The sequence below is a fragment of the Janthinobacterium sp. BJB304 genome (assembly GCF_002735765.1).
In the GTDB taxonomy this organism is placed as follows: Bacteria; Pseudomonadota; Gammaproteobacteria; order Burkholderiales; family Burkholderiaceae_D; genus Janthinobacterium.
The window spans coordinates 1-23110 of the sequence record NZ_PDZN01000010.1; the positions used below are offsets into that span (position 1 = coordinate 1).

A 23110-nucleotide genomic window follows, 5' to 3' on the forward strand; every position below is an offset into this window, starting at 1 on the left:
GTGCAACCACAGCGGGCCTATCATAAGACCACGAATAGCCATCACCGCTTCCGGCGCCATCCCAATTTACTCAAGGAGGGGCCGGGACAAGTGCTCGCCACGCGGCCGGAGCAGGTGTGGGTAGCCGATATCACGTATCTCCCGAGCGCCGGAAAATTCGTCTATCTGAGCTTGGTAACGGATGCGTATTCGCGCAAGATCGTGGGCTATCACGTGCACGCAAGCCTGCAAACCGAAGAGGTCAGCGAGGCCTTGAAGATGGCCCTGCGAGCACGACAGCGCAAGACGCCGCTGATCCATCATTCAGACAGGGGCATCCAGTACTGCTCGACTTACTATCAAGAAATTCATCGTCGTCATGGACTGACTTGCTCCATGACCGACGGCTACGACTGCTATCAGAATGCGCTGGCCGAACGTATCAACGGCATTCTGAAAGGCGAGTTCTTGCTGAATCGACCTGCAGACCTGAAACAGGCGAGCAAAATGGTGGCGCAATCGGTGCGGATATACAACCAGGAACGACCACATACGGCCTTGAAGTACAAAACGCCCGATGCGGTGCATCGGGCGTTTGTGCAGCAATAAATACTGTCAACCTATTTTAGGACTGGACAGCCCCGGCCAGCCCTCAGCCACCCCGCATGGCCGGCAGCAGCACGCGGTAAATCTGCAGGAACGCCGGTCCCATCAGCACCACCATCAGCGACGGGAAGATAAAAAAGATCAGCGGGAACAGCAGCTTGAGGGCGATCCTGGCCGCCGTTTCCTCGGCGCGCTGGCGCCGCTTGGTGCGCAGCTGATCGGACTGCACGCGCAGCGACGCGGCGATGCTCGTGCCGAAGCGCTCGGCCTGGATCAGCAAGGTCACCAGCGCATCGACATCTTCCACCCCGGTGCGCAGGGCCAGGTTGCGCAAGGCCTTGTCCTTGGCGCTGCCGGCGCGCAATTCCAGCGTCACCAGTTGCAGCTCTTCGGCCAGGACCTTGCTTTTCAAGCCGATTTCCTGCGCCACGCGCGCCAGCGCCGCATCCATGGCCAGCCCCGCTTCGACGCACACCGTCATCAGGTCCAGCGCATCGGGAAAGGTTTCGAACACTTCGCGCTGGCGCTGTTTCAGGCAATGCGACAGCCAGACATTGGGCAGGTAATAGCCGAGGGCGGCCGCCGCGACCAGCCACAACAGCATATTGTGCCCGCCGTGGCGCAGCAGGAAGTACGCCAGCAGCGGCAAGCCCACGAACAAGGCCGTCTTGCCCGCGTAAAACAGGGCGGGCGCGGCCTGGCTGCGCCAGCCGGCATGGACGAAGCGGCTGCGGATGGGCGAACTTTCCCAGCCCTCGTCCGGCAGCGACAGCCTGGCCAGCGGGCGCGTCAGGCTGACGGCATGCGCCAGCCAGCGCCGCCTGGCATGGCGCCCGCTATCGCCGGCGGCGCCGGCATCGCCCAGCGCCTGCAGCCGCTCCTGCACGGCGCTGCCGGCGAATATGCGCAGCACCAGCAAGACCAGCGCGAAAACGATCAGGAACAGCAGGCCCAGCAAAGCCAGCTGCGCCGCGCTCATGCCGCTCATCGTGTTTTTTCTTTCATGTCACACCCGGATATGGATAATTTTTCTGATGCAGAGCACGCCAACCATCAGCAAGCCCAGCGCCACGCCGACCATCTTGCGCCCGCCCCCATCCGTGTACAGCACGGCGATAAACTGCGGATTCATCACGTGCATCATCAGCGCCGCGCCGAACGGCAGCAGGCCCAGGACCCAGGCCGACATGCGCCCTTCGGCCGACAGCACGCGCACCTGTCCCAGCAATTTCAGGCGGTCGCGGATGATGGCGCTGATGCTGCTCAGCAATTCAGTCAGGTTGCCGCCCGTTTCGCGCTGAATCAGCACGGCGATGACGAAATAGCGCAAGTCCGTGCTGGGCACGCGCGCGGCCAGGTTGCCCAGCGCATCGGCCATCGCGACGCCGAAACTGACTTCGTCGAACACGGCGCGAAATTCCTCGGCCAGCGGCCCCGTCATCTCCTCGCCCACCATTTTCAGCGCGGTGGGAAACGCATGGCCGGCGCGCATGGCGCGGCCCATCAGGTCGAGCGCATCCGGCAGTTGCTGCTCGATGCGCACCAGCCGTCGGCTCCTGGCGCGGCGCACCAGCAGATACGGCAGCATGGCGCCGCCCGCGCCCAGGCCCAGGCGCACATACCAGGGCAGCGGCAGCGCGCCGGCCAGCAGCAGGCCGGCCAGCGCGCCGAGTGCGCAATAGCCGAGGAAGCCGGCCACGAGCCAGCGCATGCCCGCCTGCAGCAATAGCTGCTCGATGCGCCCCGCGCCGGGCAAGCCTTCCAGCACGCCTTGCAGAAACGGATGGACGCTCAGCGGGCGCTGCTTGGTGATCGACAGCGCCTGTTCGCCACCGCTGGCCGTATACATGGCTTGCAGGCGCCGCGCCACGCGCGCCGCACCCGGCCCCCGCGCCGCCTGCCACGCCAGCCAGGCACCAGCCACCAGCAGCAGGACGGCCAGGAAAATAAACAGATAGACAAGGTAGGAAAGCATGGCGTGTCAGCGCCCCGCCGCGGTGGGTTCGAACAGCGAGGCCGACACGCCGATGCCGAAGCTGTTCAGTCGTTCGAGGAAGCGCGGGCGGATGCCGCTGGCCGAGAAATGCCCGACCACCGCGCCGCCCTCGGCCACGCCCGTCTGCCGGAAACTGAAGATTTCCTGCATCGTGATGACCTCCCCTTCCATGCCCGTGATTTCCTGGATCGACGTCACCTTGCGCTTGCCGTCGATCAGGCGCGACACCTGCACCACCACCGACACGGCCGAGCTGATCTGCTGCCGGATGGCCTTGCTGGGCAGGTTGGCCGCCGCCATGCTGATCATGTTTTCCAGCCGCGTGATGGCGTCGCGCGGCGTGTTGGCGTGGATGGTCGCCATCGAGCCTTCATGGCCCGTGTTCATGGCGCCCAGCATGTCGAGCGCCTCGGCGCCGCGCACCTCGCCCAGGATGATGCGGTCGGGACGCATGCGCAGCGCATTGCGCACCAGCGCGCGCTGGCTCACTTCGCCCTTGCCTTCGATATTCGGCGGACGCGTTTCGAGCCGTACCACGTGCGGCTGCTGCAACTGCAGTTCGGCCGCGTCTTCCACCGTGACGATGCGCTCGGTCTGGCCGATAAAGCCGGAAATCACGTTCAGCATGGTGGTCTTGCCGCTGCCCGTGCCGCCGGAAATGAGGATATTCATCTTCGCCTTGCCCAGGCCCTGCAGCACCTCGGCCATTTCCGCCGTCATGCTGCGGTAGGCGACCAGGTCGGCCAGGCGCAGCGGATCGACGGAAAAACGCCGGATCGACATCACGGGGCCGTCGATGGCCAGCGGCGGGATGATGGCGTTGACGCGCGAACCGTCGGGCAGGCGCGCATCGACCATGGGGCTCGATTCGTCGATGCGCCGGCCCACGCGCGAGACGATCTTGTCGATGATTTTCATCAGGTGGGCGTCATCGTCGAAGCAGACATCGGTCAGCTCGAGGCGGCCGCCGCGCTCCACATAGACCTGCTGGTGGCCGTTGACGAGGATGTCCGACACGCTGGCGTCCGACAGCAGGGTTTCCAGCGGGCCGAAGCCCAGCATCTCGTGCTGGATATCGCGCGTCAGGCTCCTGCGCTCGGCCTCGTTGATGACCACCGCCTCTTCATCCAGCAAGCGCTCGACCAGGCCGCGCAATTCTTCGCGGATGCGCTCCTGCGACAGGCGCTGCATGCTTTCCAGGTCGACCCGTTCGAGCAGCAGCCCATGGATGCGCAGCTTGAGGTCGCGGTAGCCGCGGTTGTCGATGGCCGCCATGCGTTGCGGCGCGAGCGCGGCGATCTTGGCGCTGCCAAGCCGTTCGCGGATGGACAAGGCGGCGATGGGGGAACCAGCCATGAAATGCTCCTGTTCTATGATGTGGATCAAGCGCGTGGATCAGGCGCGCCGCAGGACGCGGCCCAGCCAGCCCTGGCGCGCCGTGCTGGCCGCGCCGCCGGCCAGGCTGGCGGCGAATTCCTGCAGCGAGCGCGTGATCGGGCTGGCTTTGTCGAGCTGTAAAATCGGCACGCCCTGGTTGACCGAGGCGGCCGCCGAGGCGTAGTGATTGGGCACGGTGCGGTAGACGGCCGTGCCATAGGCCGCTTCCAGGTCGCGCAGGCGGATCTCGCCGCCCTTGTCGTGGCGGTTGACGATGATATGCACCTTGTCACTGGCGTATTCGAGCGAGCGGAACATGCCCAGCAGGCGCTTGCCGTCGCGGATGTAGGGCAAGGTCGCCTGCAGGACGGGAAAGATCATGTCGGCGTGGTCCAGCGCGCGCACGCTGACGGCGTCGAGGTTGCGGCCCACGTCGAGCACGATGAAATCATACTGGCGCCTGGCCTGCCGGATGATGGCGTCGATGTGTTCGGGCGCCACTTCGCTGGCGTGGGCGGGATCTTCGGGCGCGGCCAGCACGCTGTAGTTGGGCAGGATGTGCAGCATGCTCGATCCCAGGAACGAGGAATCGAGCCGGTGGATGTCGCGCGTGACGTCCGACAGCGTGGCCAGCGGCTTGTTCTCGGAGACGAACAGCGAGGCGTCGCCAAAATGCAGGTTCATGTCGATCAGGGCAACGCGCTGCTGGCCGCCGGCGGCCAGCGCATAACCGAGGTTGCTGGCGATGAAGGTGGCGCCGCTGCCGCCCTTGCACGAGATGAAGGCCAGCACCTTGCCGTTGCCATGCTCGCGCCGCTCCAGCTTTTCCTCGATGCGTTCGAGCGCCGCATACAGGCTGGCCGGCGCGGCGGGAAACGGCAGCACGTCGCGCACGCCCGCGCGCATGGCCTGCAGCAGGAATTCGGGCGGCTGCTGGTGGCACAGCACGATGAAAGCCATGCGCGGATGCAGGTTGCTGAGGCGCTCGATGGCGGCCAGGTCGGCGCCGTCGTTCGACGGGCGGTCGAAGATCAGCACGTCGGGCGGCGACTGCGCCGCCTGCAGCGGTTCGAGCGTTTCGCCGCCCGCATCGATCTCGTCGAGCCGGTTGCGGCCGCGCAGCAGCTGGCCCAGCGCGGACAGCGTTTTTTCATCCCTGGAATTGATGGCGATTTTCACGATAGGCCTTGCTGGTTCTGTGGTGACGGTGCCAGCTTCACTTGCGCGCCCCGACGCCGATGGTGAAGGCGGCCGCTTGCGGCGCGGGTGCGGCAAAGCTTTTCTGGTACGCCGCGTAGGCGGCCTGGGCGGCCTTGCCGTCCATGCCGGCCACGGGGTCGCGGTTCGCGCCCGCCTGCGGCGACAGCATTTGGCGCTGGCGCAGCTGCGCGACGCTGTGGCCGAACTGGCGGTCCAGATTCGGGGTGGCGGCGCAGCCGCTGGCGGCCAGGGCGGCCAGCAGTACGGAGAGGAAAACGGGATGCTGCATGATGTGCTCCTATTGAATGTCCGGATCGGCCGGCGCTGTCTGCGTGGCCGCGTCCTGCCGCGGCCGTGGCGCGGCGGCGCCTTCCATTTTTCCTTGCAAGAAGAACTCGCCGCGGCTGGGCGCCACGTAGGCATCGGTCGGCAGCACAATTTCACTGTCGAGCGGCTTGACCAGGTGCGGCGTGATGATGAAGACGAGCTCCGTGCGGTCAGTCTGGAAATCGCTGCTGCGGAACAGCGCGCCCAGCACGGGGATCTCGCCCAGGAAGGGCAAGGCCTTGATATTGGTCGTCACATTGTTCTTGATCAAGCCGCCGACGGCAAAACTCTGGCCGTCGAACAGCTGCACCGTCGTGGTGGTGCGCCGCGTGGTAAAGGCCGGCAGCACCGCGTTGGCGGCGGCGCCCCCGCCGGTGGTGATGCCGATGCCTTCGCGGTTCAGCTCCGACACTTCCGGCGCCACCTTCAGGTTGATGCGTCCGCCTTCGAGCACGGTGGGCGTGAACTTGACGGCAATGCCGAATTCCTTTTCCTCCAGCGTGATCTTGTTGGTGGTGCTGTCTTGCGCGACCGGAATGAAAATCTTGCCGCCCGCGAGGAAACTGGCTTCCTGGCCACTGATGGCCATGATGTTCGGTTCGGCCAGCACCTTGACCAGGCCGTCGCGCTTTTGCGCATCGAGCGTGAGACCGTTGCCATTCTTGCCGTTGACGGCGCCCAGCTGGCTGGGGTGGCCGCTAAGCAGGTTCGACAGCAGGCCGTAGCTCCAGTTGCCGCGCGTGCCGCTGATGCCCACGCTGGCGCCCAGCTGGTCGACCAGGGTCTTCGACACTTCGGCGATTTTCACTTCCAGCATGACCTGCTGCGGCGCCGCGACCGTCAGCATATTGATGACCTTGACGCCGCCGGCGGCATTGGCAGTGCTGGCGGCGCCGTCGGCCGGCGCCGCCGCTTCGCCCGCGCCGCGCTGGGCATAGGCTTGCGCCATCTCGAGGATCTGGCTGGCCTTGACGCTGTCGCTGACCTGCCCCGACAGCACGATGCTGCCGCCGGCCGCGCCCGCCTTGACGGCATGCTCGCCGGGGAAGACATAGGCCAGCTGCGCCTGCAAGCCCTCGACATCGATCTCGACTTCAATATCGACGATCACGGGGCGCTGCTGCCGGTCCCACAGGATCAGGTTGGTGCTGCCCGGGGCCAGGCCCCAGACGAACAGCTGGCTGGACGAGCCCAGCATCCTGGCGCCGGCCACGCGCGGATCGTTGACGGCGATCTGCGACACCGGCAGGCTCAGGCTGCGCAAGGTGGACTTGCCCACGGCGATGCGCACGGGCGCGCCCAGGCGGGCGATATCGGCGCCCAGCGACATGGGCGGCGCCGCGACTGGCGTCATGACGGCCTGCCGGGAAGGCGCCGCCGCGCCGGCGCTGCCGGGCCAGGCCAGGCCCGCGGCCGCGCCGCCCAAGGCCAGGGCCAGGCGCATGCCCGCACTCGAGGCGTGCTTACGAAATGTATTCATCGATCATCCTTGCTTGCCTGCTGATTTAAAATTGCTGGACGCTGGTATCCATGCCCTTGATGACGGTGATGCTGTCGCGCGCGGCAGCGCGTGCCGGGGCCGTCTGGCGCCGCGCCGCGCGCACGGGCGCCGCCGCCGGCGCCAGCGCCTTCAATTCCAGCAGCGACTCCTTGGTGGCGCCGCCCGTGTCGGCGGGCGCCGGATCGACCTGGTTGCGCAGCACCAGCGACAGGCTGCCCACGCTGCGCGCCAGGTCCAGCTTTTCCACCTGCTCCGGCGTCAGCTCCAGGGTCACGGCGTTGACCACCTTGGGCTTGTTGTCGTCGCGGCCGGATTCCTGCGCCACGGCCAGCACCAGGATGCGTTCCAGCACGATCTTGGAAATGGCCAGCGGCCCGCCGCCCGCCGGCCTGGCGCGGTCATCCTGCGTATGCACGAGAATGTCGACGAAGTTGCCCGGCAGCGCGAAGCCGGCCACGCCCACCACATCGTTGACGCGCACGGTCATGGCGCGCTTGCCGGCAGCGACGATGGCCGACAGGCCACCGGTGGCGCCGGGCGGCGCGAGCTTGCTTTCCAGCACAGGCTCGCCCCTGCTGACGGCGCTGCGCGTGATGCGCCCGTCCAGCGCGCCGGCCTCGCCAAACGCCCCCGGCGGCATGGCACCCGCCGGCCAGTCCATGCCGCGCAGCATGGCCGGCGTCACCTTCGCGCCCACGCCGATATCGACCAGCGCGACCATCACCGTCTGGCTGGCCGGCGCGCCCTGCCCTGACATCCAGCGGGCGGCCGCCAGCACGGCGCCGCCCGCCATCAGCAACGCCAGCAGCAGCACGATCGCAACGCGGCTATTTCTCATGATTTATCCTCTTGGTGAAACATGGGTTTCCGCGCGCACGCGGCCATATCGCTGCCCGGCGCGTCATGCATGGCCGCCGGCCGCCAGGGCCAGGCTGATGGCGGTGCCGGCGGCAATGGCGATCGCGTACGGCAGGCTGCCGCTTGGCAGCTCGGGCGGGCCGACCTGCGGCGCCTCGCCTGCCGCGGCGCGCAGCCAGCCTTGCAGCAGCAATTGCCGGGCATTGGCCAAGGCCTGGCGCAGCGTGCCCTGGCACAGGGCGACGGCCAGCGCCAGCACGCCGCCAGCAAGCAGGCTGCACAGCACGGCAAACACGGCGGGGCGCGGGCCCAGAAACGCCCCCACCATCGCCATCAGCTTGACGTCGCCCGCGCCCAGCGCCTTCAGCGCATACATGGGCAACAGCAAGCCCAGGCCGACGGCCAGGCCGCCCAAGGCCAGCCACGGCCCGGCCGGCGTCAGCCCGGGCAACGCCAGGCTGTTGAGCAGCACGCCGAGCAAGGCGCCGGAAAATACCAGCCGGTTGGGAATGCGCCGGCGGCGCACGTCATGCCAGACAGCGGCGGCCAGCAGCCCCCACAAGACTATGGCGGGGCTGAACGTCCAGAAAGAATGAGGGTCCATCGTGTACCTGATGCAAGCCGAGCGCATGACGGCATGCGCATCGTTGGGCGGGAAGCCGGCAGGCCAGTGCGCATGGGCAGCTGGCATGCCGGGGTGCAGCGCGGTGGGCGGGCGTCTTAGATCGCCGCGCCCGTCAACTTGGTGCCGATGGCCTTGAAGGCGCCATCGAGGCCGGTGGTGAAATAGCCGACGGCCGTGACCAGCGCCGCCGCCACCAGCGCAGCGATCAGCGCATATTCGATGGCGGTCACGCCATCTTCTTCGGCGATAAAGTTTTTAATGAAATTCATATTATTCCCTTTCAGGTCAAGTTTTAAACATGATAAAAACTGAAAATACAGTCTGAAAATAAAAACATTCACCTTGTTTTTATTTGCCAATTTCTGATGCGTGTATTTTATATAAACAAACATTAAATCGAATCAGAGAAAAGTCATTTTATGCGCAGTACAAACCATCTTAATTTTTTGTCCACATTCAGGACATATGTACTATCCCTCCACAGGCAGGGACTCGGCCAGCCGGTTGCGGGTGGCGTACACATATAATTCCAGGCGGTTGGTGACATCGAGCTTGCTGTAGATCGATGTCAAATGATTACGCAAGGTTTGCTCCGAGATAAAAGCGCGCTGGGCTATTGCACGGTTCAGCGCGCCATTTCCCTCCACCATCATGGCAACGATCTTGCGCTCCTTCAGCGTCAGCCTGGCGATCCGCTGCTCTTCCGGATCGGGTGCCGCTTCCGGCTTGTTGAGCACCCCCAGCATGCTGTCGAGCAGCGCCGGAGCCAGGCACAACTCGCCCTGATGCAGGCGGGCGATGGCGTCGATCATTTGCTTGACGGGCGTCTCCTTGCCCACCACCGCGCGCACACCGCTGCGCACGGCGCGTCCGCACTCGACCTGGTCCTGCGTGCCGCTGAACAGCAATACGCGCGAGACGCCATTGCCGAGCAGCTGCGGCAGATAATCGATGGCGCAGGCGCCGCCGCAGCCCAGATCGGCGTCAAGCACGATGACGTCGGGACACAGGGTCCGGGCCAGCAGCAGCGCGCCGTCGATCTCGGTGGCGCTGGCCACCACCTGCATTGCCGGCTGGGCGCCGGCGAGCAGCTGCTCCAGGCCCCACAGCCAGGTTTTGTGGTCCGACACCAGCATGACGCGTATGACATTTTTTGTTGACATGCTTTACCTCTTAACGTGTAACCCATTCCCTTCGGGGAATGTTGTTGATCCGAATCGGATTGCCAGCCTCGCCCGCGCGCGCCTCTGTTGCCGCGCGCAGGGGAGGAAGTCATGGGGGCACGAAGGAAGAGGCCTTGGGCCGGCACGCGCAAACGCGGTGCGTGCCCCATCCCAGCGGTCGCCGCACGCCGGGCGAGTGCCGATGGATGGGCAGCGCGGCCAGGGCGGGCGCGCCGCCGGCGCGCCATCGCTGCTGCCATCGCTGCTGTTGCTTACATTGCAGCATTTTTATTGCATCACCTTGCAAAACAAGTCTTTGCCTGCACGCAGGACAATCCTGACACCAAGCCTGTTTTCATACCCGCGCATATTACTCCCGCCCCTGTAGGGACGGGGGCCGCACACTTGAAATAAGGCGCTTAATTACGATTATCTTGACCTGTAATAATTTAATGGGAAGACATGCCCTTGAAAATCGATATAGAATAATCGCCAGTCAAATTACGCAATACCATCCGCCCGACATTCTTCATCGTGGCACCTAACCGGATTAATCCCATGCGTTTAAAACAGGCCGATTCCCCTATATTCCGCAAGCAAAGCGGACAGGGCGGCGCCACCTTGCTGGAATTGGCCCTGATAACGCCGGTCTTTCTCATGCTGATAATCGGCATCATTGAATTGAGCATGGCGTATTTTGCCAATATGACCATGCAGCATGCGGTGCGCGAAGGCGCGCGCTATGCCGTCACGGGGGCCAAAGACCTCGACCCCGACAGCGCCAACCAGCAGCGCTACCAGGCCGTGATACAAAAAATACGCGACAGTTCCATGGGCATGTATGACAAGGTCAGCCCCGTGATCTCCGTCAACGGCAGCGATGCGGTCGGCGCCGCCATGTTCGGCCAGGCCGGCGATATCGTCGTCATCTCCGTCGATTGCCGCTGGGCATTTGCCACGCCGATGATCCGGGCCCTGTTCCGCGACGGCCAGGCGCACTTCGTGGTGGCCGCCACCATGCGCAATGAAAGCTTTGGCGGCCTGTGATGCGCGCCCGCCCTCCTGCGCCGCGCGCCGCGCGCGGCATCGCCGCCGTGGAATTTGCCATCGTTCTGCCGCTGCTGGCGCTGCTGCTGTTCATGCTGGCCGACCTGTCGCGCGCCATCCAGGCCAAGACCATCCTGCTCAACATCAGCCGCGAAGGCGCCAACCTGGCCTCGCGCTCCACGTCCGACCTGAGCGGCTCGGGCCAGGCCATCATGAATGCGCTGGCGGCCACCACCCCGCCGCTGGACATGAACAAGCGCGGCATGATCTACATCACCAAGATCATGGGCTACACGGCAAAGAGCGGCTTGCGCAATATCGTGCTGGAACAGTACCGCTGGGATGCCGGCGCCAGGGCCAGCGGCTACCTGCCCGCCAGCCAGGTATGGCAATGCGGCAGCTGGAGCAACGGCACCTGCACCGGCATCGCCAGGGACGAGCATGCCCCCACGGTGGCATTGATGCAGAACCAGCTGGCCGATGGCGAACTGATCTACGCCGTGGAAACGTTCTACGATTTCGACATGCTGTTCGGCACCCTGAACTTTGGCAACAGCACGACGCCCGTGCTGGCGCCCAACCTCACTTCGATGACGGTATTCTGATGCGCATTCCACACAAGCGGCAAGGCGGCCAGGTGCTGATCATGGTGGCGCTGTCGGCCGTCGTCCTGATCGCCTCCGTGGGCCTGGCCATCGATTCGGCCCTCGGTTACTTCGTCAAGGCCAAGCTCAATGCGGCCGTCGACGCGGCCAGCCTGGCGGCGGCGCGCGGCGTCACCGCGGGCAGCTCGGAAGAGGCGCAGCGGGCCAGTGCGCGCCAGTCAGCCAGGGATTTTTTTGACATTAATTATCCGGACCACTTCCTGCTGTCGACGCCGGTCCTCGATCCCGTCGGCGTGGTGTTCGACAGAGGCACCGTCACCATCGACGTCTCGGCCACCGCCTCGCTGCCCGTCTCGCTGATGGGCGTACTCGGTTTCAAGACCCTGAACGTGGCGGCCAGCGCGCAAACCATCCGCAAGGACCTGGACATGGTGCTGGTGATGGACACGTCGCGTTCACTGGAAAACAATGCGGACGCCGTGCGGGCGGCAGGCAAGTCCTTCCTGAACAAATTCAACTCCACGGTCGACCGGGTCGGCTTGCTGCACTTCGCTTCGGAAGCGCAAATCGATGTCCCGATCAGGCAGGTCGAGCGCGGTTTCGACCGCGACAGCATGACCATGAAAAATGGAAAGATCGATCAATTCTCGTTTGTCGGCGGCACCAATTCTTCCGCCGGCATGTTCCAGGCGCGCAAACAGCTGAACGATATCGAGCAACTGAACCGCTCCAGCCTGCGCGTCATCGTGTTTTTTTCCGATGGCTCGCCAGCGGCGTTTTCCGCGTACTTCCCCAATAAGGACAACAAATGCAAGGACGCAGGCGGCCTCGCCACCTTTCCGAAACTGCAAAACCCGGCATTGGCAGGCCTGTACAGGATGAAAGTGAGCGACTCGCTCCAATACGGCGATTGCGCCGCCAGTCAGATCACCGCGCTTCCCGCATGGTATAACGCGAATAATGACGCGGCGCTGCGCGAGTTTCCCATCGTCACCAATACGCCCCGCGTCGTGACTTCTTCCACCGCAACGGCGCAAGCGCAATGGACGAATATGCACCGCGCCTCGCGCAACCTGGTTGAAGCGATGGCGGCAAAAGCGCGCCAGGAAGGCATTTTTGTCTTTACCCTGGGCATGGGCGCCTCGCTGAAAACCAAGGAAGGGCCGGACAACGAGCTGGGCGAAGACTTGCTGCGCTGCCTGGCCAACACGACCGACGCAAAAGCAGCTTGCCGCAAGCCGGCCGAACCCGTGGGCCTGTACTGCTATGCGGCCACCGAAAGCGAGCTGAGCCCATGTTTCACGCGGCTCGCCTCGGCCATCCTGCGCATTTCCAAATAAGGCCAGGCCGCCATCTAAAAGGCGAAGCAGCTGCAGCCCAAGGTGCCCCAGAAGCCGGAAAAGTCACTGATCGGCACGGCCGACTTGCGCGCCCGGTCGTGCGCATGCGCATGCACGCCGCAGGCGCCCGCGCACTGGTGCGGCAGCATGGTTTGCGCCGGCCTGGCCGCGGGCCGGTAATGACCGGGCACCGTGCGCACGGGCGACCATTCGGGCAGCACGGGGATAGGCGGCGGCGCCAGGGTCGTGAATTCCGCCTGGCCGTAGACGACCTTGCCGCCCACCATGGTCAGCACGGATTCGATGGACTTGATCGCCTCTTCCGGCACCGTAAAGTAATCGGCCGACAGCACGCTCAAATCGGCCAGCATGCCCTCGCGGATGCGCCCCTTCTTGCCTTGCTCACTGGAGAACCAGGCGCTGCCCGCCGTCCACAGCTCCAGCGCCGTGTCGCGCGACAACCTGCCCGCCACATCCGTCAGGGCCAGGCCGCCCACGGTGCGCCCCGAAACCAGCCAGTACAGCGCCGTCCACGGATTGTAGCTGGCGACCCTGGTCGCATCTGTGCCGCCGCCGACGGGCACGCCCGCGTCCAGCATGCGCTGCACGGGCGGCGTGGCCTTCGCCGCGTCGGCACCATAGCGCTCGACGAAATACTCGCCCTGGAAAGCCATGCGGTGCTGGATGGCCAGGCCGCCGCCCAGCGCTTTCACGCGGTCGATATTTTTCGGGCTGATGGTTTCCGCGTGGTCGAACAGCCAGTGCAGGCCGCCGAACGGCGTGTCGCGGTTGACCTTTTCAAACACGTCGAGCATGCGGCCGATCGATTCGTCATAGGTGGCGTGCAGGCGGAACGGCCAGCGCTGCTCGACCAGGTGGCGCACGACCTTTTCCAGTTCGTCTTCCATGCCGGCCGCCAGCTCGGGGCGCGGCTCGAGGAAATCCTCGAAGTCGGCGGCGGAAAACACCAGCATTTCGCCTGCGCCGTTGTGGCGGTAAAAATCGGTGCCGTCGCCGGGTTTCACCATGCCCGTCCACTTCTGGAAGTCCTGCAATTCCGCGCCCTTGTTTTGCGTGAACAGGTTGTAGGCGATGCGGATGGTCAGCTGCTCTTTTTGCGCCAGCTCGTCGACGACCGCGTAGTCTTCCGGATAATTCTGGAAGCCGCCGCCCGCGTCGATGGCGCTGGTGATGCCCAGGCGATTGAGTTCGCGCATGAACTGGCGCGTGGAGTTCACCTGCAATTCCAGCGGCAGCTTGGGGCCTTTCGCCAGGGTCGCATACAGGATCATGGCGTTCGGCCGGGCGATCAGCAAGCCCGTGGGATTGCCCGATGCATCGCGCACGATCTCGCCGCCGGGCGGGTTCGGCGTATTTTTATCGTAGCCGACGGCGCGCAGGGCCGCGCGGTTGAGCAAGGCGCGGTCGTACAGGTGCAGGATGAAAACGGGCGTGTCGGGCGCAGCCGCGTTGATTTCGTCCAGCGTCGGCATGCGCTTTTCCGCGAACTGGAATTCCGTCCAGCCGCCCACCACGCGCACCCATTGCGGGTTCGGCGTGCGCAGCGCCTGTTCCTTCAACATGCGCAGGGCGTCGGCCAGCGAGGGCACGCCTTCCCAGCGCAATTCCAGGTTGTAGTTCAAGCCGCCGCGGATCAGGTGCAGGTGCGAGTCGTTCAGGCCGGGAATCACCGTGCGGCCAGCCAGGTCGATCAGCTGCGTGGCGGGACCGCGATGACGGATCACGTCTTCGACGTCGCCCACGGCGAGGAATTTACCATCGGCGATGGCAACGGCGGACGCCAGCGGCTGCGTCCTGTCGACCGTGTGGAAACGGCCATTGAGTAAAATCGTGCTTGCGTGCATGGAAACTCCCGGTTCAGGTGAAGAATACCGCCCCGCCGGCGGGCGGCGGTGGCGCAATATCAATACAATCTCAATGGCCTTCGCTGGCGTTGAACATGGATTTGGCGTAGATCAAGCCCAGGCCATAGCCGCCGCCGTGCGCCACGGCCGTCGCCACCGTCTCGTTGTAGGTCTCGCCGCGGGCCCAGTCGCGCTGCAGTTCCAGCAGGTATTGCACGGACGTCATGGGCTGCGCTCCCGCCTGTATCATGCGCTGCATGGCCATCGCATGGGCTTCGTCGGAGACGTCGCCGCTGGCGTCGGCGATCACGTACACCTCGAAGCCCTGCTCCAGCGCCGACAATGCAGGGCCCACGATGCAGACGGACGTCCACAGGCCGGCCAGCACGATCTTGCCCTTGCCGTAGCCATTGACCTTGTCGGCGATGCGCGCGTCTTCCCAGGTATTCATGCTGGTGCGGTCGATCGGCGCCTGCTCGGGGAAGACGGACTGGATCTCGTCAAAAATAGGGCCGGAGAACGATTTGGCGGCCACCGTCGTCAGAATCGTCGGCACCTTGAATTGCGCCGCCGCCTTGGCCACCAGGGCCGCATTGTTGCGCAGCAAGGCCAGGTCGATCGAACGGGTGGCGAACGCCATCTGCGACTGGTGGTCAATCATGATCAGGGTATGATCGTTGGGAGTCAGCAGTTTGTGGGCGGCTTGGGCGGTGGCGATAGGCATGATGTTTTCCTTAGTGAAAATAATTGAATATGAAAAAAGAGAGGTACTTGTACGGCATTTCTGCTCCTGCCCTTGCGTCACGCTGTGTGTGCCGGGCCAGTGCTATGCAGTATGGACGAGATACTTTGAAAACAAAAACGGAAAGAATGCCAAGCTATGTGCAATTTTTTCGATAATTAAAAATAGCCGCTGCGGCGGCCTGTCAATCAAGGAGAAAACATGGGATTTGAATTCAGGATCGCGGCAAGCCTGGCGCCGCGCCAGCGCCAGCACCTCGAACAGCTGCTGGCGGCACTGCCGCAGGCGCCGCGCGTAACCGGCGCCGCCATGCCCGACACCGACGCCAGGCTGACGGACGCCGGCCTGTATATATGCCAGCACCTGCGCCCCGACCCGTGGCACGGCCTGGACGCCGTGCGCGGCTACCTCGAGGCGCAGGGCGTCAGCTACACCGTCGACGAGATCGACGACTAGGCTGGCTACAGCTGGCTACAGGGTTCCCTCCAGCATCAGCCGCCAGGTGCGGTAGCTGCCCGTATCGACCGTGCGCAGCAGGCTGCGCGCGCCATCCGCATACAGGCTGCGCGTGCGGTAATCCTGCCCCAGCAGGTTGGCGCCCGACAGGCGCAGGCGCAGGCGCAGCCTGTCGCTGACTTTCCATAGCGCGTACATATCGAGTTCGCGCTTGCCGCCCTGCCAGGCCAGCAGCTGGCCGGACTCGCGCGAGCGCCCTCCCGCCTGGTAATTCAGGTCGACGCCCAGGCTCAGGGGCAGGCGGGCCAGCTGGTAGTCCCCTCCCACGTTGGCGCTCCACGGCAATTGGCTGTCGAGGCGGCTATCGGGGCCGGGCACGGCATCGAGCCTCGACCAGTTGCGCGCCACGTTGGCCCGCAAGTCCAGCGCGGGAGCGCCCGCCCACAGCGCCGTCAAGGGCAGCTTCGCTTCCAGCGCGATCGAGCGCACGCCGGCATGGCCATGGTTGACGGGCGTGCTCACCCAGCGCCCGTTGTCCTGGTACAGGCGCTCCAGCATCACGTCGCTGATGCGCCGCAGCGAGGCGCTGGCGCCCAGCATGGCGCCCGCGCCCGGATAGTATTCATAGGCGGCATCGAGGCCCCACGCCAGCTCCGGGCGCAGCGCCGGATTGCCCTGGGTGTCGGGATTCGTGGGGCTGTTGCCATTGTCGACCGTGTACGGGCGCGGGATCAGCTCGAAAATCTGCGGCGCCTTGTAGGTGCGCGTAACGGCCAGGCGCACCTGCTGCTTGCCGCCGGACTTCCACAGGCTTTGCAGCAAGGGGCTCCATACCTGCGCGCGCACGTCGACCGGCTCGCCGCCGCCCGTGGCGCTGGCCGTGCGCCAGCTTTCCCAGCGCAAGCCCAGGTACAGCGACCAATGCGCGGACAGTTCCCATTCATCCTGCGCGAACAGGGCCAGGCGCCGCACCGTGGCCGCATAGTCTTCGTCGCTGAGCACGGGCGGCCCGCCCGGCTCCAGCTGGCGTTCGCGGCGAAAATCCGTGCGCCGCCGGTGCCCCGCATCCCAGCCCGCCGCCAGCGTGTGGTGTTCGCCCAGCGCGCGGCGGTAGGTGCCGCTCGCCTGCACGCCCACCTCGTCCAGGCCCGAATCGACCAGGCGCGTGATGCCCTGTCCCGGCGCCGCGCCGCGGCCCAGGAACTGATAATCATTGGCGCGGTGATTGATGCTGGCGCCCAGCTTCACGTCGAGACTGGCGCCATGGTCGAGCTTGCGCAGCCAGTGCAGGTCGCTGCGCACGGTGCTGCTGTCCTGGTTGAAATGGGCCTGGTTCTCCGGATAGGCGGTCGTGCCGCCCAGGTAAGCCGTTTCCTGCGCATGGCGGCGACTGGCCAGGCGGCGCACGTTGACCAGGCTTTGCCAGGCCAGGCTGCCCTCGCCCGCCAGCGCCCATTGCACGCGGGGCGCCAGTTCGATGGCGTCGCTCGTCACGCGCTCGGTGAGCGGCACGTGGCGCACCACCGCGGGCGCGCCCGCTGTGTCGAATTCGCGGCTCCACTCGTCGAGCAGCGCTTCGCGTCCCGTATGGCTGAGCGTGCCGGCCAGCGCGTACGACCGGCGCCCATCCTTGTCCGACCACTGCACGGTGGCGCTGCCGGCGGGCATGCCATGGCTGGCGGACGCGCCCAGCTTGAACGTGCGTTCGCGCCGCCCGCCCGACTTTTTCAGCACGATGTTGATGGAACCGGCGATCGCCTGGGTGGAAAATTCTGCCGTGGCGGCGCGCATGATTTCCACGCGCTCGACCAGTTCCGGGTCCAGCGCGTCGAGCGAAAAGCCGGGCGCCACGGGCACGCCATCGAGCATGATCAAGGTATAGCCCTGGCCCAGGCCACGCATCTGGATTTGCCCGCCAGCGGCGCCCGCAGCCGCGCCGGACGGCCCGCCGATGGAAATGCCGGGCAGGCGCTTCAGGGCGTCGGACAGCACGCGGTCGCCCTGGCGTATCAATTCATCGTGGCCGACGACGATGGCGGCGACGGTGTCGTTGCGGCGCTGCTCCACTTTACCGGCATGGACCGTCACGGAAGGGAGAATGTCTTCGGCACGGACGTGCGCCGTCAACGGCAGCACGAAGCTGCACAATACAATACTCAATCGCATGGAGAATCCTGAAAGGGTTGTGGTGGTGTCGGCTTGCGCGTTCCCGCGCTCACCCGACCAGCGGCCAGCTCACGCTAATGGCCGAACTGCTCCTTGCGCGTGCGCAGGGCGCGCGCGGTGGCGTTGGCATCGAGACCGGCCAGCCACTGTTGCGGGTCCTGCAAGCGCCCGTCGCGGATCACCTCGAAATGCAGATGCGGCCCCGTCGCCAGGCCGGTGGCGCCCACGGTGCCGATGGCCTGCCACGCCGTGACGGCCATGCCGGTCGTGAGCGTGACCCGGTCGAGATGGGCATACAGCGACTCGACGCCGCCGCCATGGTCGATGCGCACGGCCTTGCCGAGGCGCGCATCTTCGCTGACGCTGGCGATGCCGTCGGCCGCCGCATGCACGGGCGTGCCGCGCCTGGCGCCCAGATCGATGCCGCGATGGCCCCGCGGCGTCAGCTGGCGCACCACGCCAAAGAAGCCGGTCACGCGCATGGTATCGAGGGGATTGCGCCAGAGCGCTGGCGCCGTCGCCGGCGCAGCGGGCAGGGTTGCCGGTGCGGCTGCCACGGCCCACGCCAATGCCGGCTGCAGCGCCAGGCTGGCCGCGCCGATCGCGCACAGCAGCAGCGGCGTCAGCACCCGCAGGGCCGCAGGCGGGCGTGTCTGCCCGTCACGCATGCGCAGCAGGCGCTCGGCCATGCTGCCGCCGCCGAAAGCCAGCCCCGGCAGCGGCTGCGCCTGCAATCCCAGCTGCCGGACCAGGGCCGCCGCATATTGCTGGCGCTGGCGCGCGGGGCGGCCGGCCAGAACCTGGCGGTCGCAACCGAGCTCTTGCGCCCAAGCCAGCTGGCCGGCCAGCCAGCGCGCGGCCGGATTGAACCACAGCAGCGCCTGCAGCAGATTGGCCAGCAGCAAGAGCACGGGGTCGCGCCGGCGGGCATGGGTCAGCTCATGGGCGATCACCAGCTGCCGCTGTTCCGGCGTAAATTGCGCCAGGTGCGCCGGCAACAGCAAACGCGGCCGCCACACACCCACCAGCATCGGCGAGATCGGCGCGTCCACTTCCAGCACGTCCATGCCATGCAGGCGGCGGCGCTGCGCCAGCTGGCGCGTGTCGGGCAGCAGCGGCAGCACAAACACGGCGGCCAGCACCAGCTGAGCGCCCAACCACACGCTGCGCTGAGCCGCCAGCGCGGGCCAGCGCCGTTGCGCCAGGCTCAGCAATGCCCACAGCAGCGGGCCCGTCACGAGACAGACGGCGCTGGCCTGCAACAGCGTGAGAGAAAACAGCAGCATCGCTTATTCCTTTCCCTCGAGCGGCCAGTCCTGCAGCAGCAGCTCCAGCGCCGCCAGCTCCTGCTGGTCCACCAGTTTGCTGCCCGTAAACATACTGACCGGCAAGGGACTGTCGATTTCCATCACGCGCCGGCCAAAGTCGTGGGCGAACGCGGCCAGGGTGGCCACCTTGTCCACGTTCGCTTCATACACGAGCACGCCGTGCACGCTGCGCTGCAGCAGCATGCCCTTGTCCAGCATGCGCTCGAGCGTCTTGCGCGTGGACGAAAAAGACCAGCCCAGCTCTTCTTCCACGCGGGCATGCAATTCGCGCGCGGACAGCGGGTGGTCTTTCCACAAGGCTTTCAATAACGACAGTTCGGTGACGGAGGGCGTGCTCATGGTGCATCCTTTGAGTGACTATTGACACAATTATGCGACAACAGTCACACGCACGCAAGCGGTATTTGCGACAGCTGTCACATGCACTCGGACGCCGCCATTAAAACTCATCCCACTCATCGTCCCCAGGACGCTGTTTGCCAGCTGGAACTTGCGGCGCATGGCGCGCCGCGGGTTTACCGCTGAGGCGGGTGGGCGCGCGCGCCGCCTTGAGCGGCACGGGACGGCGCACGGCGGGCCGGGGTGCCGGCGCCGCGATGGCGTCCACCTGCGCCGTCCTGAACACGCTCACCGCATCGGCCAGCCGCGCCGCCTGCTCCTGCATGGCTTCCGCAGCCGCGGCAGCCTCTTCCACCAATGAAGCGTTTTGCTGGGTCACATGGTCCATTTCGCTGATCGCCTGGTTGACTTGCTCGATACCGGCCCGCTGCTCATCGCTGGCAGCCGAGATATGCCCGACGATGCTGCTGACCTTGTGCACGCTGTCGACGATCTCGTGCATGGTGTGGCCCGCCTCGTCGACCAGGCGCGCGCCGCTCTCCACCTGCGCCACCGAGTCGTTGATCAGGGCCTTGATTTCCTTCGCTGCGCCGGCTGATCTTTGGGCCAGGTTACGCACTTCCGTGGCGACGACGGCAAAACCGCGCCCCTGCTCGCCCGCCCGGGCCGCCTCGACGGCCGCGTTCAGGGCCAGGATATTCGTCTGGAAGGCGATGCCGTCGATCACGGCGATGATGTCGACGATCTTGCGCGACGAGTCGTTGATCGAACCCATGGTGTCGACCACCTGCGCCACCACGCTGCCGCCCTTGCCCGCCACGGCGGAAGCCGATGCGGCCAGGCCATTGGCTTCATGGGCATTCTGCGCATTCTGCTGTACCGTGCCGGTCAGTTCTTCCATCGAGGACGCGGTCTCTTCCAGCGAACTGGCCTGCTGTTCCGTGCGCGCCGACAGGTCGAGGTTGCCCGAAGCGATCTGGCGCGAGGCCGTGGCGATGGCCTGCGTGCCGCCGCGCACCTCGGTGACGATGCGCAGCAGGCTGGCCGTCATGTCTTTCAATGCCTGCATCAGCTCGCCCGTCTCGTCCTTCGAGCGCACTTCCACCTGTACCGTCAGATCGCCCTGCGCCACCTGCCTGGCCACGTCGATGGCCGAACGCAACGGCCCGCTGATGTTGCGCGCCAGCCACCAGGCGATCAGGGCGGCCAGGATCAGCGCCGCCGCGCCGCCGCCCAGCAAGGTCCAGTGCGTGCGCGCCTGCAAGGCCGCCGCCGCTTCCGAGCGCTGCGCCAGCAGCGCCGTTTCCGCCTGGCCGATCTCGCCCAGCAATGCGCGCATGGCATCCATGCCCTGCTTGCCCCGGCCCTCCTTTTCCAGCGCCAGCACGGGCTCGATGGCCGCCGTGCCCTGCGCCACGGCGCGCCGCAGGGCGATCACGGGTTCGAGCGCGCCGGCCAGCCAGGCTTGCTTGGCGGCATCGAGCTTCGCCAGGCGCTCCTGCTGGGCAGGATTGTCGCTGGTCAGGGCGCGCGCCTTGTCCAGGTGCGCGCCGAACGCGGCCTGCCCCGCCTTGTACGGTTCCAGCGAGGCCTCCGCACCCGTGATCACATAGCCGCGCTGCCCCGTTTCCATATTGATCAGGCTTTCCAGGATCGCGCTGTTTTCAGCGAGTACCTGGTAAGTGTGGGTATTGATGGCATTGGCGTCGGCCAGCCGCGAGACGTTCAATGTGGCGACGGTCACCAGGGCGGCCAGCAACAGGACGATGGTGGCAAAACCGCCATACAGGCGGGTGGCGATGCGAAGATCGGCAATACGCATGATAGTCCTCCGGGAGTGAACACCCCGGCGGCGCGGCGAGTCCCGCGCATGGAGTGCTACAGGGAATGATAATGAAGAACGACATGCAAAGGCGCGCTCCAGCCATGTATTTCTTTTACCTGTGGCATTGCATACTTTAAACAAACTCGGCGGTTTTTTGCCATGCTGTTATACTTCGCGTGTGCGGCACATATGACCAGTCCCCTTGCCGCTGTCTTTCGACCCCTAATCTGATTGCCTGCGACTGGCGCCTCACGATGGCGACAGGCCGATCTCACAATAAAGTTACCATGTCCTTTTCCTCCCTCGGATTGTCCGACGCTATCGTACGTGCCGTTACCGAACACGGCTACACCGTGCCGACCCCGATCCAGTCGCAGGCGATTCCCGCCGTGCTCGCTGGCGGCGACTTGCTGGCCGGTGCACAAACCGGTACCGGCAAGACGGCCGGCTTTACCTTGCCCGTGCTGCACCGCCTGTCGACCGACACGAATGGCGCTGCCATCACCAGCAACACCTCGACGCGCCCGATCCGCGCCCTGATCCTGGCACCGACGCGCGAACTCGCCGCGCAGGTCGAGGAAAGCGTGCGCGCCTACAGCAAGTACACCAAGCTGAACTCCACCGTGATCTTCGGCGGCGTCGGCATCAACCCGCAAATCAAGCAGCTCAAGCATGGCGTCGACATCCTCGTCGCCACGCCTGGCCGTTTGCTCGACCACATGGGTCAGGGCACCGTCGACCTGTCGAAAGTGGAAATCCTGATCCTGGACGAAGCCGACCGCATGCTGGACATGGGCTTCATCCGCGACATCAAGAAAGTGCTGGCCGTGCTGCCGCCGAAACGCCAGAACCTGCTGTTCTCGGCCACGTTCTCGGAAGAGATCAAGGCCCTGGCCGACGGCTTGCTGAACAAGCCGGCCATGATCGAAGTGGCGCGCCGCAATTCGACCGTGGAAGTGATCAAGCAAAAGATCCATCCCGTCGACCGCGACAAGAAGCACCCGATGCTGTCCTACCTGATCAAGTCGAACAACTGGACGCAAGTGCTGGTCTTTACGCGCACCAAGCATGGCGCGAATAAACTGGTCGAGCAGCTGGGCGCGGACGGCATCGGCGCCCTGGCCATCCACGGCAACAAGAGCCAGTCGGCACGCACGCGCGCCCTGTCGGAATTTAAAGATGGCACCCTGCAAGTGCTGGTCGCCACCGACATCGCCGCGCGCGGCATCGACATCGACCAGTTGCCGCACGTCGTCAACTACGACTTGCCGAACATTCCGGAAGACTATGTGCACCGTATCGGCCGCACGGGCCGTGCCGGCGCCAAGGGCGAAGCCGTGTCGCTGGTCTGCGTGGACGAGCACGAAATGTTGAAAGACATCGAAAAGCTGATCAAGCAAACCCTGCCGCGTGAAGTCATCCCCGGCTTCGAGCCGGACCTGAACGCCCGCGCCCAGCCTGTGCAATTGCGCAGCGGCACCGGCGGCCACCGCAACAACAGCCGCGCGCCAGCCGGCGCCGTCGTGCGCGTAAAAACGGGCGGCAGCGGCGCCAAGCCACGCAGCGCCGGCCCATCGGGCGGCGGTGGCGGCGGCAACCGTTCGGGCAATGCGCCGCGTTCGGCGGCCTCCCACCGCTCCGGCGGCCGCGGCCGCTAAAACGCGGCCTGAAAGCTACTGCGCGGGGCGCTATTGTGTTTGCGTTGCTCGCCGTACTCCAGTACGGCTGCACTACTCGACGCAATATCACTCCCGCTCGCTACGCT

Annotated in this window: 22 protein-coding genes; 6 read left to right on the forward strand and 16 right to left on the reverse strand. The window is 65.5% G+C overall.

Annotated features, from left to right (window positions below; genetic code table 11):
• A partial coding sequence (locus CSQ95_RS13395; protein WP_143449967.1) for an IS3 family transposase occupies positions 1-588 on the forward strand: 588 nt, incomplete at its 5' end.
• 43 nt (positions 589-631) lie between these two features.
• Here CSQ95_RS13395 and CSQ95_RS13400 read toward each other — a convergent pair.
• From CSQ95_RS13400 to CSQ95_RS13445, 10 genes are all read right to left on the reverse strand, one after another.
• Entirely contained in the window at positions 632-1573 is a 942-nt protein-coding gene (locus CSQ95_RS13400) for a type II secretion system F family protein (RefSeq protein WP_373631942.1), read from the reverse strand.
• An 18-nt stretch (positions 1574-1591) separates the two neighbouring features.
• Complete coding sequence (locus CSQ95_RS13405) at positions 1592-2560, reverse strand: type II secretion system F family protein (RefSeq protein WP_099409871.1); 969 nt, start codon at positions 2558-2560, stop codon at positions 1592-1594.
• Positions 2561-2566: 6 nt separating this feature from the next.
• The gene (locus tag CSQ95_RS13410; RefSeq protein ID WP_070225027.1) at positions 2567-3913 is read right to left on the reverse strand and encodes a CpaF family protein; all 1347 of its coding nucleotides are present in this window, start codon (positions 3911-3913) and stop codon (positions 2567-2569) included.
• A 63-nt stretch (positions 3914-3976) separates the two neighbouring features.
• Positions 3977-5137 carry an AAA family ATPase gene (locus CSQ95_RS13415; protein ID WP_070224964.1) on the reverse strand — a complete coding sequence of 387 codons (1161 nt, stop codon included), beginning with the start codon at positions 5135-5137 and terminating at the stop codon, positions 3977-3979.
• A gap of 37 nt (positions 5138-5174) precedes the next feature.
• A complete protein-coding gene (locus CSQ95_RS13420) occupies positions 5175-5447 on the reverse strand; it encodes a pilus assembly protein (RefSeq protein WP_099409872.1) in 273 nt (90 codons plus the stop codon).
• A gap of 9 nt (positions 5448-5456) precedes the next feature.
• Entirely contained in the window at positions 5457-6965 is a 1509-nt protein-coding gene (locus CSQ95_RS13425) for a type II and III secretion system protein family protein (protein ID WP_099409873.1), read from the reverse strand.
• Positions 6966-6990: 25 nt separating this feature from the next.
• A complete protein-coding gene (gene cpaB / locus CSQ95_RS13430) occupies positions 6991-7824 on the reverse strand; it encodes a Flp pilus assembly protein CpaB (protein WP_070224961.1) in 834 nt (277 codons plus the stop codon).
• Between the two features lie 63 nt (positions 7825-7887).
• On the reverse strand, positions 7888-8448 hold the full coding sequence (locus tag CSQ95_RS13435) for a prepilin peptidase (RefSeq protein ID WP_099409993.1): 561 nt from the start codon (positions 8446-8448) through the stop codon (positions 7888-7890).
• Positions 8449-8564: 116 nt separating this feature from the next.
• Entirely contained in the window at positions 8565-8738 is a 174-nt protein-coding gene (locus tag CSQ95_RS13440) for a Flp family type IVb pilin (protein WP_071650303.1), read from the reverse strand.
• A gap of 201 nt (positions 8739-8939) precedes the next feature.
• Positions 8940-9632: a response regulator transcription factor gene (locus CSQ95_RS13445; RefSeq protein ID WP_257218045.1), complete on the reverse strand. Its 693-nt coding sequence runs from the start codon at positions 9630-9632 to the stop codon at positions 8940-8942.
• A 558-nt stretch (positions 9633-10190) separates the two neighbouring features.
• Between CSQ95_RS13445 and CSQ95_RS13450 the strand changes: the two genes are divergently transcribed.
• From CSQ95_RS13450 to CSQ95_RS13460, 3 genes are read left to right on the forward strand one after another with little or no spacing between them, the layout of a single operon-like run.
• Positions 10191-10679: a TadE/TadG family type IV pilus assembly protein gene (locus CSQ95_RS13450; RefSeq protein WP_070224959.1), complete on the forward strand. Its 489-nt coding sequence runs from the start codon at positions 10191-10193 to the stop codon at positions 10677-10679.
• Positions 10679-11284 carry a TadE/TadG family type IV pilus assembly protein gene (locus CSQ95_RS13455; protein ID WP_099409875.1) on the forward strand — a complete coding sequence of 202 codons (606 nt, stop codon included), beginning with the start codon at positions 10679-10681 and terminating at the stop codon, positions 11282-11284. Before CSQ95_RS13450 ends, CSQ95_RS13455 begins: the two co-directional genes overlap by 1 nt.
• On the forward strand, positions 11284-12624 hold the full coding sequence (locus tag CSQ95_RS13460) for a VWA domain-containing protein (RefSeq protein WP_099409876.1): 1341 nt from the start codon (positions 11284-11286) through the stop codon (positions 12622-12624). Before CSQ95_RS13455 ends, CSQ95_RS13460 begins: the two co-directional genes overlap by 1 nt.
• 14 nt (positions 12625-12638) lie before the next feature.
• Here CSQ95_RS13460 and CSQ95_RS13465 read toward each other — a convergent pair whose 3' ends face one another.
• Together CSQ95_RS13465 and CSQ95_RS13470 are read right to left on the reverse strand one after the other, a co-directional pair.
• Positions 12639-14489, reverse strand: coding sequence for an amidohydrolase (locus tag CSQ95_RS13465; protein WP_099409877.1), 1851 nt, complete (start codon positions 14487-14489; stop codon positions 12639-12641).
• 70 nt (positions 14490-14559) lie between these two features.
• Positions 14560-15213, reverse strand: a complete 654-nt coding sequence (locus CSQ95_RS13470) for a hydrolase (protein WP_070224955.1) — start codon at positions 15211-15213, stop codon at positions 14560-14562.
• A gap of 219 nt (positions 15214-15432) precedes the next feature.
• Here CSQ95_RS13470 and CSQ95_RS13475 point away from each other — a divergent pair, with 219 nt between their 5' ends.
• Positions 15433-15687 (forward strand): hypothetical protein, encoded by a 255-nt coding sequence (locus CSQ95_RS13475; RefSeq protein ID WP_070224954.1) that lies wholly within the window; start codon positions 15433-15435, stop codon positions 15685-15687.
• 15 nt (positions 15688-15702) lie between these two features.
• On the opposite strand, the gene CSQ95_RS13480 is transcribed toward CSQ95_RS13475, so the two are convergent.
• The 4 genes from CSQ95_RS13480 to CSQ95_RS13495 all read right to left on the reverse strand — a co-directional run bounded on the left by CSQ95_RS13480 (position 15703) and on the right by CSQ95_RS13495 (position 21342).
• Complete coding sequence (locus tag CSQ95_RS13480; RefSeq protein ID WP_099409878.1) at positions 15703-17853, reverse strand: TonB-dependent siderophore receptor; 2151 nt, start codon at positions 17851-17853, stop codon at positions 15703-15705.
• A 74-nt stretch (positions 17854-17927) separates the two neighbouring features.
• Entirely contained in the window at positions 17928-19139 is a 1212-nt protein-coding gene (locus tag CSQ95_RS13485) for a M23/M56 family metallopeptidase (RefSeq protein ID WP_099409879.1), read from the reverse strand.
• Between the two features lie 3 nt (positions 19140-19142).
• Positions 19143-19520 carry a BlaI/MecI/CopY family transcriptional regulator gene (locus CSQ95_RS13490; protein ID WP_099409880.1) on the reverse strand — a complete coding sequence of 126 codons (378 nt, stop codon included), beginning with the start codon at positions 19518-19520 and terminating at the stop codon, positions 19143-19145.
• 100 nt (positions 19521-19620) lie between these two features.
• Positions 19621-21342: a methyl-accepting chemotaxis protein gene (locus tag CSQ95_RS13495; RefSeq protein WP_099409881.1), complete on the reverse strand. Its 1722-nt coding sequence runs from the start codon at positions 21340-21342 to the stop codon at positions 19621-19623.
• A gap of 290 nt (positions 21343-21632) precedes the next feature.
• Here CSQ95_RS13495 and CSQ95_RS13500 point away from each other — a divergent pair, with 290 nt between their 5' ends.
• Positions 21633-23003 carry a DEAD/DEAH box helicase gene (locus CSQ95_RS13500; protein WP_070291324.1) on the forward strand — a complete coding sequence of 457 codons (1371 nt, stop codon included), beginning with the start codon at positions 21633-21635 and terminating at the stop codon, positions 23001-23003.
• Positions 23004-23110 lie beyond the last annotated feature (107 nt).